14 protein-coding genes are annotated in these 12,854 nt (G+C 66.5%); 5 read left to right on the forward strand and 9 right to left on the reverse strand.

Annotation, left to right across the window (positions count from 1 at the left end; genetic code table 11):
- The first annotated feature begins 109 nt into the window (after positions 1-109).
- Positions 110-280 carry a hypothetical protein gene (locus tag V2L18_RS03155; protein ID WP_336176343.1) on the forward strand — a complete coding sequence of 57 codons (171 nt, stop codon included), beginning with the start codon at positions 110-112 and terminating at the stop codon, positions 278-280.
- 55 nt (positions 281-335) lie between these two features.
- On the opposite strand, the gene dprA is transcribed toward V2L18_RS03155, so the two are convergent.
- Genes dprA through V2L18_RS03175 form a run of 4 tightly spaced genes read right to left on the reverse strand, consistent with a single transcriptional unit; the run spans position 336 to position 4,475 of the window.
- Entirely contained in the window at positions 336-1,490 is a 1,155-nt protein-coding gene (gene dprA / locus V2L18_RS03160; protein WP_336176344.1) for a DNA-processing protein DprA, read from the reverse strand.
- Between the two features lie 26 nt (positions 1,491-1,516).
- Positions 1,517-2,131 (reverse strand): glycerol-3-phosphate 1-O-acyltransferase PlsY, encoded by a 615-nt coding sequence (gene plsY, locus V2L18_RS03165; protein ID WP_336176345.1) that lies wholly within the window; start codon positions 2,129-2,131, stop codon positions 1,517-1,519.
- Between the two features lie 38 nt (positions 2,132-2,169).
- Positions 2,170-3,504, reverse strand: a complete 1,335-nt coding sequence (locus V2L18_RS03170; protein WP_336176346.1) for a dihydroorotase — start codon at positions 3,502-3,504, stop codon at positions 2,170-2,172.
- Positions 3,505-3,518: 14 nt separating this feature from the next.
- The gene (locus tag V2L18_RS03175; protein ID WP_336176347.1) at positions 3,519-4,475 is read right to left on the reverse strand and encodes an aspartate carbamoyltransferase catalytic subunit; all 957 of its coding nucleotides are present in this window, start codon (positions 4,473-4,475) and stop codon (positions 3,519-3,521) included.
- Positions 4,476-4,610: 135 nt separating this feature from the next.
- Here V2L18_RS03175 and V2L18_RS03180 point away from each other — a divergent pair, with 135 nt between their 5' ends.
- Positions 4,611-6,257 carry an isovaleryl-CoA dehydrogenase gene (locus V2L18_RS03180; RefSeq protein ID WP_336176348.1) on the forward strand — a complete coding sequence of 549 codons (1,647 nt, stop codon included), beginning with the start codon at positions 4,611-4,613 and terminating at the stop codon, positions 6,255-6,257.
- A gap of 40 nt (positions 6,258-6,297) precedes the next feature.
- Here the strand turns inward: V2L18_RS03180 and V2L18_RS03185 are convergent, their stop codons facing one another.
- The 5 genes from V2L18_RS03185 to V2L18_RS03205 all read right to left on the reverse strand — a co-directional run bounded on the left by V2L18_RS03185 (position 6,298) and on the right by V2L18_RS03205 (position 9,646).
- On the reverse strand, positions 6,298-6,507 hold the full coding sequence (locus V2L18_RS03185) for a hypothetical protein (protein WP_336176349.1): 210 nt from the start codon (positions 6,505-6,507) through the stop codon (positions 6,298-6,300).
- Positions 6,508-6,817: 310 nt separating this feature from the next.
- The gene (locus V2L18_RS03190) at positions 6,818-7,744 is read right to left on the reverse strand and encodes an AEC family transporter (protein ID WP_336176350.1); all 927 of its coding nucleotides are present in this window, start codon (positions 7,742-7,744) and stop codon (positions 6,818-6,820) included.
- 46 nt (positions 7,745-7,790) lie between these two features.
- A complete protein-coding gene (ruvX, locus tag V2L18_RS03195) occupies positions 7,791-8,273 on the reverse strand; it encodes a Holliday junction resolvase RuvX (protein ID WP_336176351.1) in 483 nt (160 codons plus the stop codon).
- A 15-nt stretch (positions 8,274-8,288) separates the two neighbouring features.
- Entirely contained in the window at positions 8,289-9,032 is a 744-nt protein-coding gene (locus tag V2L18_RS03200) for a sulfotransferase family 2 domain-containing protein (protein ID WP_336176352.1), read from the reverse strand.
- A 230-nt stretch (positions 9,033-9,262) separates the two neighbouring features.
- Positions 9,263-9,646, reverse strand: a complete 384-nt coding sequence (locus tag V2L18_RS03205; RefSeq protein ID WP_336176353.1) for a hypothetical protein — start codon at positions 9,644-9,646, stop codon at positions 9,263-9,265.
- Positions 9,647-9,899: 253 nt separating this feature from the next.
- Here V2L18_RS03205 and V2L18_RS03210 point away from each other — a divergent pair, with 253 nt between their 5' ends.
- From V2L18_RS03210 to gatA, 3 genes are all read left to right on the forward strand, one after another.
- On the forward strand, positions 9,900-10,607 hold the full coding sequence (locus tag V2L18_RS03210) for a metal-dependent hydrolase (protein ID WP_336176354.1): 708 nt from the start codon (positions 9,900-9,902) through the stop codon (positions 10,605-10,607).
- Positions 10,608-10,932: 325 nt separating this feature from the next.
- Positions 10,933-11,220 (forward strand): Asp-tRNA(Asn)/Glu-tRNA(Gln) amidotransferase subunit GatC, encoded by a 288-nt coding sequence (gatC, locus tag V2L18_RS03215; RefSeq protein WP_336176355.1) that lies wholly within the window; start codon positions 10,933-10,935, stop codon positions 11,218-11,220.
- Between the two features lie 73 nt (positions 11,221-11,293).
- The gene (gatA, locus tag V2L18_RS03220) at positions 11,294-12,766 is read left to right on the forward strand and encodes an Asp-tRNA(Asn)/Glu-tRNA(Gln) amidotransferase subunit GatA (RefSeq protein WP_336176356.1); all 1,473 of its coding nucleotides are present in this window, start codon (positions 11,294-11,296) and stop codon (positions 12,764-12,766) included.
- Positions 12,767-12,854: the final 88 nt, after the last annotated feature.

Here is a 12,854-nt window from a genome sequence, read left to right on the forward strand (position 1 = left end):
CGGCGTCGCTTGATCTTGCCTTGTCAAAAGCGCTAAGGTTGTAGTCATAGAGATTTACAATTTTTAGTTTCATCGGCAGATCTGTTCGATCGCCATCTCGAGGGTATTCATGACCGCCCAGAGGCCTCCCGACGTTAAGGAAACCCGGCATTACATCGCCCGCATGTGCCGGGAAATGCGTGACATGGCCCGCAACATCGACCTGCCGATGCTGGCCTATCTGCTCGACATGGCCCGGATCGAGGCCGATCCGGACGAGGGCAACACGGAAGCCCGGTAGCCGGGCCTGCCGGCGCCGGCTGTCGGAGGATGAGCGCACGCCAGGAGCGATGCGTTCACCCGGAGAGGGAAACCCTGTTCGGCGGATGGCGTTCCAGCCGGCCGGCGAGTTCCAGCTCCAGAAGCACGATATGAACCACGCTGACGCTCAGATCGGTATGGCGGATCAGTTCGTCAACACCGACGGGCGTGAGGCCGAGCGCCTCGACGATCCGGCGGCGGGCATCGCTGCTGACGTCGTCGGGCGTGAAGCCGTGTTCGTGGCCGGGCTCTTCCACCAGAGGCGGAAGCGGCGGCAGGGCGCGGCCGACGTCGAGGGCGGCCATCACGTCCTCGGCATGGCGCACCAGTACCGCGCCGTCGCGGATGAGGGCGTTGCAGCCGTCGCAGCGCGGATCGAGCGGGGAACCGGGAACGGCGAGCACGTCGCGGCCCTGTTCGGCGGCAAAGCGTGCAGTATGGAGCGATCCGGAGCGGCGTGCCGCCTCCACCAGCACCACGCCGTGCGAAATGCCCGAGATAAGCCGGTTGCGGCGGGGAAAGTCGCGCGAGCGCGGCTGCCAGCCCGGCGGCATCTCGCTGACCCAGGCGCCGCCTTCCGCAACGATGCGGGCGGCGAGCCCCTCGTTGTCGGGCGGGTAGAGATGGCCGAGGCCTCCGGCAAAGACCGCGACCGTGCCGCTTCTGAGGCTTGCGGAGTGGGCGGCGGCATCGATGCCGCGGGCAAGTCCGGAGACGACGATGAAGCCGGCCGCCCCCAGATCCCCTGCGATCTGGCCTGCGATCTTGGAACCGGCGAGCGAGCAGTTGCGCGCGCCGACGATCGCCACGGGGGGATGGCGCTCGGCAAAGAGCCCGGCACCGCCCTTCATGGCGAGAAGCGGCGGCGGGCCGTCGATATGGCGCAGCAGGGGCGGATAGTCCGGCTCGCCCAGCGCCACGAGGCGGGCGTCGAGGCTCGCGAGGTGTTCCAGTTCGTCGAGCGCTTCGGTGACGGGGCAGATGAGGATGGGGCGCCGCGCGCCGCCGCGTCGCGAAAGGTCGGGCAGCGCGTCGAGGGCGGCTTCGGCCGAGCCGTAATGGTTGAGAAGCGTGCGGAAGGTGGCGGGACCGACGTTTTCCGATCTGATCAGCCGCAGCCATGCCAGCTTCTGGCGGTCGCTTAATACACGCCCCGATGCGGGGGCTGGCGCTGGCGGCGTCTCGACCATCCGGTCTCCTTTATGTCGTGGCGAGGCTACTTGGCCCCGATGCGCGCCTCCTTGCCCTTGATGAGGCGGGCGATGTTGGCGTGGTGCTTGGCCCAGATGAGCAGCGTCAGCAGGGCGAAGAGCTGGGCGAGCTGCCAATGGCCGAGCGCGATGAGGACGAACGGCGCGGCGAGGCTCGCCGTCAGCGCGGAAAAGGACGAATAGCGGGTGAAGATCGCGACATAGAGCCAGATCGCGCAAAAGATCAGCGCGCCCGGCCAGTAGAGGCCGAGCAGGATGCCGATATAGGTCGCGACGCCCTTTCCGCCCCGGAACTTCAGCCAGACGGGGAAGATGTGCCCGAGGAAGGCGCCGAGGCCGGCGACCATCGCCGGAACCGCGCCGGCCCAGTACCAGACGATGAGCACGGCGGCGGTGCCTTTCAGCATGTCTCCGAGAAGCGTTGCGGCGGCGAGGCTCTTCTTGCCGGTGCGCAGCACGTTGGTGGTGCCGATGTTGCCGGAGCCGATGGAGCGGATGTCGCCGAGGCCGGCAAGGCGCGTGATCAGCAGGCCGAAGGGGATCGAGCCCAGCAGGTAGCCGCACGCGAGCGCAGCGGCAAAGGACGGCCAGGCGGTCGCCCAGCTGATCGGATCTGGCACGGCTGTTCCCTCAACCCACGAAACGTGTTTTCAGCAAATCATGCAGGGCGCACAGAGTAGGGATGTACGGTGCGTCCCGCAACCAGCGTGCGCAGCACCTTGCCCTGGAAACGCGCATCCTCGAAGGGAGAGTTCTTGGAGCGCGAGACGATGTCTTCCTTGGCGAGCACCCAGGGGGTGCCGGGGTCGAAGACGATCACGTCGGCCGGCGCGCCGGGCTTCAACGTGCCGGTGTCGAGACCGAGCAATTCCGCCGGACGGCTGGTCATGGCGCGCAGCACCGTCATCAGCGGCACCTCTTCCGAATGCACCAGGCGCAAGGCGGCGGGCAGCAGCGTCTCCAGCCCGATGGCGCCGTCGGCGGCCTCGGCGAAGGGATGGCGCTTGGTCTCCACGTCCTGCGGATCGTGCGAGGAGACGATGACATCGATGACGCCCTCCCGCACGGCCTCCACCATGGCGCGGCGGTCGTCCTCCAGCCTCAGCGGCGGCGACATCTTGAAGAAGGTGCGGTAGGAGCCGATGTCGTTTTCGTTGAGTGTCAGGTGGTTGATGGAGACGCCCGCCGTCACCCGGTGGCCGTTCGCCTTGGCTGCGCGCACGATCTCGGCGGACGCGCCGCAGGAGATCTGCGCCGCGTGGTAGGCGGCCCCCGTCATCGCCACGAGGCGGATATCGCGCTCCAGCATGATGATTTCCGCTTCCAGCGGAATGCCCGCCAGACCGAGGCGCGTGGCAGTCTCGCCCATGTTCATGACGCCGCCGTCGGACAGGTTGGCGTCCTGCGGGTGGTGCATGACGAGCGCGCCGAACTCGTTGGCATAGGTCATCAGCCGCTGCATCACCCGGGCATTGGCGATTGAGTGACGACCATCGGTGAAGGCGACGGCGCCCGCCTCCTTCAGCATGCCGATTTCCGTCATCTCGCGGCCCTCCAGCCCCTTGGTCAGGGCGGCGGCGGGATGAATGCGGACGATGGCGGTGTCGCGGGCGCGGCGCAGCACGTAGTCGACCAGCGCCGGCTCGTCGATGACGGGCTCGGTGTCGGGCATGGTGACGAGCGTCGTCACGCCGCCGACCGCCGCGGCCTTGGAGGCGGAACGCAGGGTTTCGCGGTGTTCCGCGCCCGGTTCGCCCACGAAGACGCGCATGTCGATGAGGCCCGGCGCGACGACCTTGCCGGCGCAGTCGATCACCTCGGCGTTCGCCGGCGCGGCCTTGGCGTCGACCTCGGGACCGGCGGCCTGGATCACGCCGTCGGCGATGATCACCGTGCCTTGCGCATCAAGGTCGCGCGCGGGATCGACGATGCGCGCGTTGGTGAGCACCACCGGCTTCGGGGTGCCGTTTGCGGCGTTTGCGTCACCGTTCATCGGAAAGCTCCGGATCATTTGTTGGGCAGATGGGCGGCGAGCGCTTCCAGCACGGCCATGCGCACCGCGACGCCCATTTCGACCTGTTCTCGGATGAGAGAGCGCGGGCCGTCGGCGATTTCGGGATCGATCTCGACGCCCCGGTTCATCGGCCCGGGGTGCATGACCAGCGCGTCGTCCTTGGCGTAGCCGAGCTTTTCCGCATCGAGCCCCCAGTAGCGGAAGTATTCGCGCACGGAGGGCACGAAGGCGCCGCTCATGCGCTCGCGCTGGAGGCGCAGCATCATCACGATGTCCGCGTCCTTCAGGCCGGTGCGCATGTCGGTGTAGACCTCGACGCCGAGCCGGTCGACGCTTGCGGGCAGCAGCGTCGGCGGGGCGACGACGCGGACCCGGGCACCGAGCGCGTTCAGCAGCAGGAAGTTGGAGCGCGCGACGCGGGAATGGCGGATGTCGCCGCAGATCGCCACCGTGAGGCCGGCGATGTCGCCCTTGTGGCGTCGGATCGTAAGCGCGTCGAGAAGCGCCTGGGTCGGATGCTCGTGGGCGCCGTCGCCGGCATTGACCACCGAGCAGCCGACCTTGTCGGCGAGCAGCTTGACCGCGCCGGCCGCATGATGGCGTACGACGAGAAGGTCGGGATGCATGGCGTTGAGGGTGGCGGCGGTGTCGATCAGCGTCTCGCCCTTCTTCACCGAGGAGGAGGCGACCGACATGTTCATGACGTCGGCGCCCAGCCGCTTGCCCGCAAGCTCGAAGGAGGATTGCGTGCGTGTGGAGGCTTCGAAGAAGAGGTTGATCTGTGTTCGACCGCGCAAAACGGCCTTTTTCTTCTCCACCTGCCGGCTGACCTCGACGGCCTGGTCGGCCAGGTCGAGCAGGGTGAGAATTTCGGAAGGCTGCAGGCCCTCGATGCCAAGCAGGTGGCGGTGCGGGAACGAAGCCGCGTTATCGTTCGTGCGTATTGTCATTAAAGTGGGCTGTATAGGCGGAGTCGCGGTTTTTCACAAGCAGGCATTCAAGCCGTTCACCCGTTATCCCCCGGACCCGTGCTAGGGTCTCACGAAATTCGCGAATCGCGCTCAGAAATGGCGGAGACCTGAGGAATGGACCACGATCCGGGCGTCACCCACGAGGTGTTCAACCAGACGCCGCCCTATGCCGGCCGCAACTTGTTCACAGGCGATCCGGTGCTGCGCAGCGCGCTGGATGCGCTGCTGGATCCGCAGACGGAAGAGGACCTGACCCGCGCCGGCGCCTATTGGGGCTCGCAGGACGCGCTGGAGATGGCCCGGCTCGCCAACACCAACACGCCCACCTTGCGTACGCATGATGCGCAGGGGCGACGGCTCGACACGGTGGAGTTTCACCCCGCCTACCACGCCTTGATGCGGCGTTCGGTGGAGGGCGGCCTGCACTGTTCGGCCTGGGACCGGGACCAGATGCTGACCGGCCGGCGCCATGCGCTCAGAGGCGCGCGGCTCTACATGACCGCGCAGGGCGAATGCGGCCACATCTGCCCGATGACCATGACGAATGCGGCGACTGCCGCGCTCCGGGCCGCGCCGGAACTGATGGAGATCTGGCTGCCGCGCATCACCTCGCGTCGCTACGACCACCGTTTCCTGCCGCCCGAGCAGAAGGCCGGCGTCACCATCGGCATGGGGATGACGGAAAAGCAGGGCGGCACGGACGTGCGCGCCAACACGACATCGGCGACCAGAAGCGGCAACGGCATGTGGGAGGTGACGGGCCATAAGTGGTTCTTCTCCGCCCCGATGTGCGACGCCTTCCTGGTGCTGGCGCAGACGCAAGCCGGGCCGACCTGCTTCCTCATGCCGCGCTTCCTGCCGGACGGCTCGGTCAACCGCATCCGGCTCCAGCGGCTCAAGGACAAGCTCGGCAACCGTTCGAATGCGTCCTCGGAGGTGGAATTTCACGGCGCGGGCGCCTGGCTCGTGGGCGAAGAAGGCCACGGCGTGCGCACCATTCTGGAAATGGTGACGCTGACCCGGCTCGACTGCGCGCTGGCGTCGGCCGGCCAGATGCGGGCGGCACTCGGCGAGGCGGTTCACCATGCCCGCCATCGGCAGGTGTTCGGCGCCAAGCTCATCGACCAGCCGATGATGACGCGGGTTCTCGCGGACATGACGCTGGACGTGGCGGCGGCGACCGCGCTGACGATGCGTCTGGCGCGCGCCTTCGACCATGGGCCGAAGAACGAGCGCGAGGCGCTGTTCGCCCGTCTGGTGACCCCGGCGACGAAATACTGGGTGTGCAAGGCGACGCCACCGCTCGTTTACGAGGCGATGGAGTGTCTCGGCGGCAACGGCTACGTGGAGGAGGGCGCGATGGCCCGCATCTACCGCGAGGCGCCGCTCGACGCGATATGGGAGGGGGCGGGCAACGTCATGTGTCTCGACGTGCTGCGCGCACTCGAGAAATCGCCGGAATCGCTCGATGCGGTGATCGGCGAGGTGGAGCGGGATCTGGGCTCCAGCGGTCCGGTCTCCAGCCAGGTGCTGAAGGCGGCGGCGCGGGCCTGCGTGGATGATCCCGGGTCCTCGCGCATTCTCACCGAACAGCTTGCGCTCACCGTGGCGGCCGCCTGCCTGCGCCAGGTGGCGCCGCGCGCGGTAGCCGATGCCTTCATCGACACCCGCCTCGGCGGCCAGTGGCGGGCGACCTACGGCATGCTGGATTCCCGTTTCGACGCCAAGGCGCTGGTGGAATACGCGTTTCCGGAGATGTGAGGGAGCTTTCGGGGAGATTGGGAGAGCGGCGCGGACGCGCTCAGCTCTCCGCGTCCTCCTCGTCGCCATCGGGAATGACGAGGCCGACGGCCGATGTGGTGGCGCCGACCGTCGCACCGACGGCGGTGGTGGCGACCTTCGCGGTGCCGCCCACCACCGCGCCGGTCACGGCGACGGCAGCGCAGCCGCTGAGCGACATCCCCAGTGTCGGCGCCGCGAAAAGCGCCAGCAAAAGCATGCGGATCGGCATGGATTTCCCCCTGTGCGAGCCGGCCGCCCCGACCGGACCCTGAGGAGCTGGTTACCGCGCAGGGGCTTAAGATCGGATGAAGGGGGAGGCTCGTGCGTCAATTCAGGCGCCGGTCCGTCAACCGTCATCACCCGGCTTCGTCCGGGTGATCCAGCGCGTCCCGCGCATGCCGCAGTCGGCCATGGATTGCCCGGACGAAGCCGGGCAATGACGGCTGAGAGATCGAGGCAAAAGCGATGGAGTGATTGAGCCGCGCGGGTGCTCCACCGCCGGCATCATCCGGTGCGCGACGTGGCCGTTCGCCTGCCGCTTATCCCAGCATGGCGAGTGCCAGCGGCAGGGTGACGATGGCCGCAACGGTCTGGAACGTCAGGATTTCCGCCATCAGATTGGCATCGCCGCCCATCTGGCGGGCGAGCAGGTAGGCCCCTGTCGCCGTCGGCACCGCCGTTCCCAGGATCGCCACGCCAAGCGCGGTGCCGGTCAGCCCGAATGTGGCGGCGAAGCCTGCCGCGAGAAGCGGCATGCCGATCAGGCGCAGCACGGTGGAGGTAGCGAGCGCCGGGCCCGGACGTCTCAGCGCGCCGATATCGAGGCTTGCGCCGACCACCATCAACCCGGCGGCGAGCGCGGCGCGGCCCATCATCTCCATCGAGACCATGACGGCCTCAGGCGGCATCAGCCCGGTGAGGTTGATGGCGAGGCCGACCACGGTCGACCAGATGTAGGGGTTCTTCACGAGATCGGCGAGAACGCGCAGCACGCCGGTGGAGGTGCCGGCGGCGAAGCGGATCATCACCAGGACGCTCAAGACATTCAGCAGCGGGATCATGGCGACGATGGCGACGGCGATCAGCGCGACTCCTTCAGCGCCCCACAGCCGGTCGGCCATGGCGAGGCCGACGAACGTGTTCCAGCGCACCGCGCCCTGATAGATCGAGGTGAAGCGGACGGGCGAGACGGCGAACCAGCGCTCCAGCAGCGGCCGCAGGACGAGCAGGATCACCGACATCACCAGGATCGAGCCGGCCAGCGTCGCGCCCAGCGCCAGGTAGGGCAGGTCCGCGAAATCAACGAGCGCCAGATTGCGGATGATGATGCACGGAAAGAGGACGTAGTAGGCGATCTTCTCGAAGCCGCGCCAGTGATCGCCCGTCACCAGCCCGAGCCGCGCCACCACGTGCCCCGTCAGGATGACGAGCAGCACGGGCAGAAGTGCATCGAGAGCCATCATCATGCGCGCAATCCTCCCTCATGCAGCAAGACCGGGCCCGTGGACCCGATCAGATCGGCGCGGCGCGCGCGATACGGTCGAGGAAGCCTTGCAGGATGTAGGCGGCGGCCATCTTGTCGACGACCGCGTCGCGGCGGGCGCGGGAGGTGTCGGCCTCCAGCAGCGTGCGGGTGACGGCCACGGTGGAGAGCCGCTCGTCCCACCAGGTCATGGGCATGGGCCTGCGGCCGGCGAGATTGCGGGCGAACGCCCGGGTCGCCTGGGCGCGCGGGCCTTCCGAGCCGTCCATGTTGAGCGGCAGGCCGATGACGAGGCCGGCGACCTCGTGTTCGTCGACGAGCGCCAGCAGACGGTCGGCGTCGGCGGTGAACTTGGTGCGGCGGATGGTTTCCAGCGGGCTCGCGATAGTGCGGCGCCCGTCGGACAGGCCGAGACCGATTGTCTTGGTGCCGAGATCGATGCCGATGAGCCGGCCGAATGGCGGCAGGGCTGCGACGAAGTCCTCGAGGGACAGGGTGGGATCGGCGGCCATGGGCGGAGGGAACCGTCAGTTCGAGAAGTAGGTGTTCTTCGTCGCCGGGGTATCGAAATCGAAGCCGAACGTTTCGATGTCCGTCGCGTACCAGTCAGCAACGATCTGAATCGTCCGCTCGGTATAGTAGGCCTTGTAGTCTTTTCGCGGACCTTCGGAAATGTTTCTTCTGCGGATTTCCTCCTCAAGGCCGAAATAGCGGCGGGCTTCACCGGACAGATCCTCTTGCCTCAGAATGTCGACCGCGAGCGCGCCGCTTTCGTCTATGAGATAATCGACCTGCGGATACCAGCCGTGAATGGCGCGGTGCCAATAGTACTCACGTCCGCCCCAGATATGCCGTTCCTCCAGAAACGCCTCGAAGCAGGCGAGCGAATAGGCTGCTTCCCGTTCGTCCAGTGGAAGCTGCTGCTGCTTGAACAGGAAACGGGAGACGACCCGAGACCAGGGATTGCGGATGACGGCGAACGCGGTGTTGGCTCTGCGCACATCGCGAGAGATGTCGCGCAGGCGGGCGTGCTCGAAGCCGGGCGCGAGCCCCTCTCGGTCCATGGTCTCCCGCACGGCGTCCACGTAGGCGACACTTTTTAGGTGTTTCCGGTTCGCAAGAAGGATCCTACCTTCGAGTTGCGGTGCCTTGCGAATTGACATTCCGCCATTCTTGGGGATGTGAACGAATATGTATTTCGGCTGCCGCAGGCCGGCGGTTGTTGCCAGCGAGGCCAGACGATTACGGACGTGTTTTAGACGGAGACTCATGCTGTATCAGGGCTTGTTGATGTCTGTGATGGGCAAATGTGCCGGTTAGGGGGAGATTTGGGGCGGGGGATGGCAGTCGGGGCAGGGCGCGCCTTTCCTTGTACGGGCGTCTTTATTTGTGCATTGCCTGTCACGGGTCCTTTTCTGCCCGCAAAAGGATGGCGGATCAATGCTGTTGCCCTCCTCCGGCACGTCTGCGTGTCCGCGCTGCCGCCTGCCGATAATGGCCTTCAGTCCAGATCGCGCAGGATGTTCTCGGCCACCCGGCGGGCTTCGTCCTTGTCGCGTTCGGCCAGCGCCTCCAGCGTTTCGCGGGCCTCGCGGCGCATCTGCGACAGCGAGCGTTGCTTGATTTCGGCGATGCGCGCGTTCATCTCGCGCAGTCGGTCGATCTTCTCGCCCTTCCTGGTTCCGGCAAGTTCCAGCACCGCCTCGGTAATGATGCCGAGCTGGCGGCCGGCGCCCGCGACCTCGGAGGCGATGCGCTGTTCGATGACCGGCGAGCCCTTGTAGTTGACGGTGGTGGAGAACCATCCGCTGGTGGGCGAGATCATCTGGTAATTTCCGTCGGCGCCGGGAAACTTCACTTCGGTCGGCCAGAAGAAGGGAAACATCGTGATCCTCCCCAAGCGAAGGACGCTCTGGTGAAACGGAATGCGGACGAAAAACAGGCGCATCATACCGCCCGTCTCGCTGCACCGCAAAGAAAATGACGCTACGGCATGTACACCTGGGGCTCGGGCGCGGCGCTTGAGGGCTGGCGGAGACGCCCTATACTTCGCGCGCACCGAGCCATTCCTTCGGGCGCGGCGTGCGGGGAGGACCTGCGGCGCCACGGCCCGTTTTGTTTTTCACGGGAGAAAATCCATGCAGATCACCTGGTACGGTCACGCCGCCTTCCGCGTCGAGATCAAGGACGCCGTCATCCTGATCGATCCGTTTTTGAGCGGAAATCCGGTCTTTCCGAAGGATCTCTCGGTCGACCGGGTGGCTGAGGGCGTCACCCATATCCTGCTGACCCACGGCCACGACGATCACATCGGCGACACGGTGGCGATCGCGAAGAAGACCGGAGCGCAGGTGACCGGCAACGCGGAGATCTGCGGCTGGGCGGGCAAGCAGGGGATCGAGAACGTCAATCCGATGAATTCGGGCGGCAAGATCGACCTCGGGCCATTCTCGGTGGCGATGACGATGGCGCACCATTCCTCGTCCTGCCATTCCTCCGGCGAGAGCGCCATCTACCTCGGCAACCCGCACGGTCTCGTCATTTCCGCGCCGGGCGAGCGCACGCTCTATCACATGGGCGACACCTGCGCCTTCACCGACATGGGGCTGATCAACGAGCTTCACGCGCCCAAGATCGGCATCGTGCCGATCGGCGACCGCTACACGATGGGCGGCAAGGAAGCGGCCGTGGCCTGCACGCGCTTCTTCGATTTCCAGACGATCATTCCGTGTCACTACGGCACGTTCCCCGGGCTCGACCAGACCGCCGAGACATTCACCACGGCGATGGGGGCGGATGCGGCGAAAGTGACCGTGCCGGTGATCGGGACGGCGTTCTCCGCCTGAGGCGGGGCAGACGTTCGGAATGCATTTTGCCGGGGCGCGGCGTATCGTGCCTCGGTTTCTTTCCATCCCGCAGTCTCACCGGCGTCATTGCCCGGCGAAGTCGGGACAATGACGCCGGTGAGAGCGAAGGCTATGGCCGGGTCGTGACGATGCGGAGAGCGGGACCGGGGAGGGGCAAGAAGCGCGAGCGGGCGATGATGATGGTGCGCGGGCAAGGCTCAGGCGTTGCGCGGGCGCAAGGGGCGGTGCTATACGCCGCCAAGCGTTCATTCAGCACGTCGTTCGTTCAACACGTCGTTCGCTCAAGCCAACGGGATCCATTTCCATGTCCGTCGATACCGCCACGGTGAAACGCGTTGCCCGGCTGGCGCGCATTGCCGTCACCGATGCCGAAGCCGAAAAGATGAAGGGCGAACTGAACGCCATCCTCGGGTTCGTCGAACAGCTCGACCAGGTCGATGTCTCCGGCATTGAGCCGATGACCTCGGCGGTGGAGACGACCATGCGCAAGCGCGTCGACGAGGTCACCGACGGGGATCGCGCCGACGACATCGTCGCCAACGCGCCGATGAGCGAAGACAACTTCTTCATGGTGCCGAAGGTGGTCGAGTAATCGCCGCTTCCCAGTCTTTCGCGACATTCACTTTCGCGATATTTGCCGCATTGGCCCGACCCGAGATATTTCCATGACCGACCTGACAGACCTGACGATTGCCGAAGCCCGCGAGGGGCTGGAGAAGAAGGACTTCTCCGCGGTGGAACTGACCGACGCCTATCTCGCCGCGATCGACGCGGCCTCCGCGCTCAACGCCTATGTCGTCACCGTGCCTGAAAAGGCGCGTGAGATGGCCGCCGCCTCCGACAGGAAGCTCGCCGCCGGCGAGGGCGGGACGCTGGAGGGCATTCCGCTCGGCATCAAGGATCTGTTCGGCACCGAGGGCATCCACACCCAGGCCTGCTCGCACATTCTCGACGGCTTCAAGCCGCGCTACGAATCGACGGTCACGGCGAACCTGTGGGCGGACGGCGCGGTCATGCTCGGCAAGCTCAACATGGACGAGTTCGCCATGGGCTCGTCGAACGAGACCAGCTATTACGGCCCGGTCGTCAACCCGTGGCGGGCAAACGGCTCCGATGCCAAGCTCGTTCCCGGCGGCTCGTCGGGCGGCTCGGCGGCCGCCGTTGCCGCGCGCATCTGCGCCGGGGCGACCGCGACGGATACCGGCGGCTCGATCCGCCAGCCGGCCGCGCTCACCGGCACCGTCGGCATCAAGCCGACCTATGGTCGCTGCTCGCGCTGGGGCGTGGTGGCCTTCGCCTCCTCGCTCGATCAGGCAGGCCCGATCGCGCGCACCGTCAGGGACGCGGCGATGCTTTTGACGTCGATGGCCTCGGTCGATCCCAAGGACACCACCTCCGTCGACCGTCCGGTGCCGGACTATGCGGCGGCCGTGGGCCGACCGGTCAAAGGCCTGAAGATCGGCATTCCGAAGGAATACCGCGTCGACGGCATGGCGCCGGAGATCGAGACGCTGTGGCAGCAGGGCATCGACTGGCTGAAGGCGGAAGGTGCGGAGATCGTCGATATTTCCCTGCCGCACACGCACTACGCGCTGCCGGCCTACTACATCGTGGCGCCGGCGGAAGCCTCGTCGAACCTGGCGCGCTATGACGGCGTGCGCTACGGCCTGCGCGTGCCCGGCGACGACATCATCGACATGTACGAGAAGACACGCGCGGCCGGCTTCGGCTCCGAGGTCAAGCGCCGCGTGATGATCGGCACCTACGTGCTGTCGGCCGGCTACTACGACGCCTATTACCTGAAGGCGCAGAAGGTGCGCACGCTGATCAAGCGCGACTTCGACCTCGCCTTCGAGGCGGGCGTCGATGCCATCCTGACGCCGACGACGCCGGATGCGGCCTTCGAGCCGGGGGAGATCACCGATCCGGTTTCCATGTACCTGAACGACATCTTCACCGTCACGGTGAACATGGCCGGTCTGCCGGGCATCTCCGTGCCGGCGGGGCTCGACGGCAAGGGCCTGCCGCTCGGCCTCCAGCTCATCGGCAAGCCGTTCGGCGAGGAGACTCTGTTCCAGGTCGCTCAGGCGATCGAGAACGCCGCCGGCACGTTCAAGGCGGAGAAGTGGTGGGCCTGACCGGCGCGCAACGGATCAACAAAAAAGCGCCGGCCCGCAGGAGCGGAGCCGGCGCTTTTTCGTTACATCCTAGATAAACCTCCACCTG

It is taken from the genome of Breoghania sp. JC706 (genome assembly GCF_037026715.1).
Taxonomy (GTDB): domain Bacteria; phylum Pseudomonadota; class Alphaproteobacteria; order Rhizobiales; family Stappiaceae; genus Breoghania.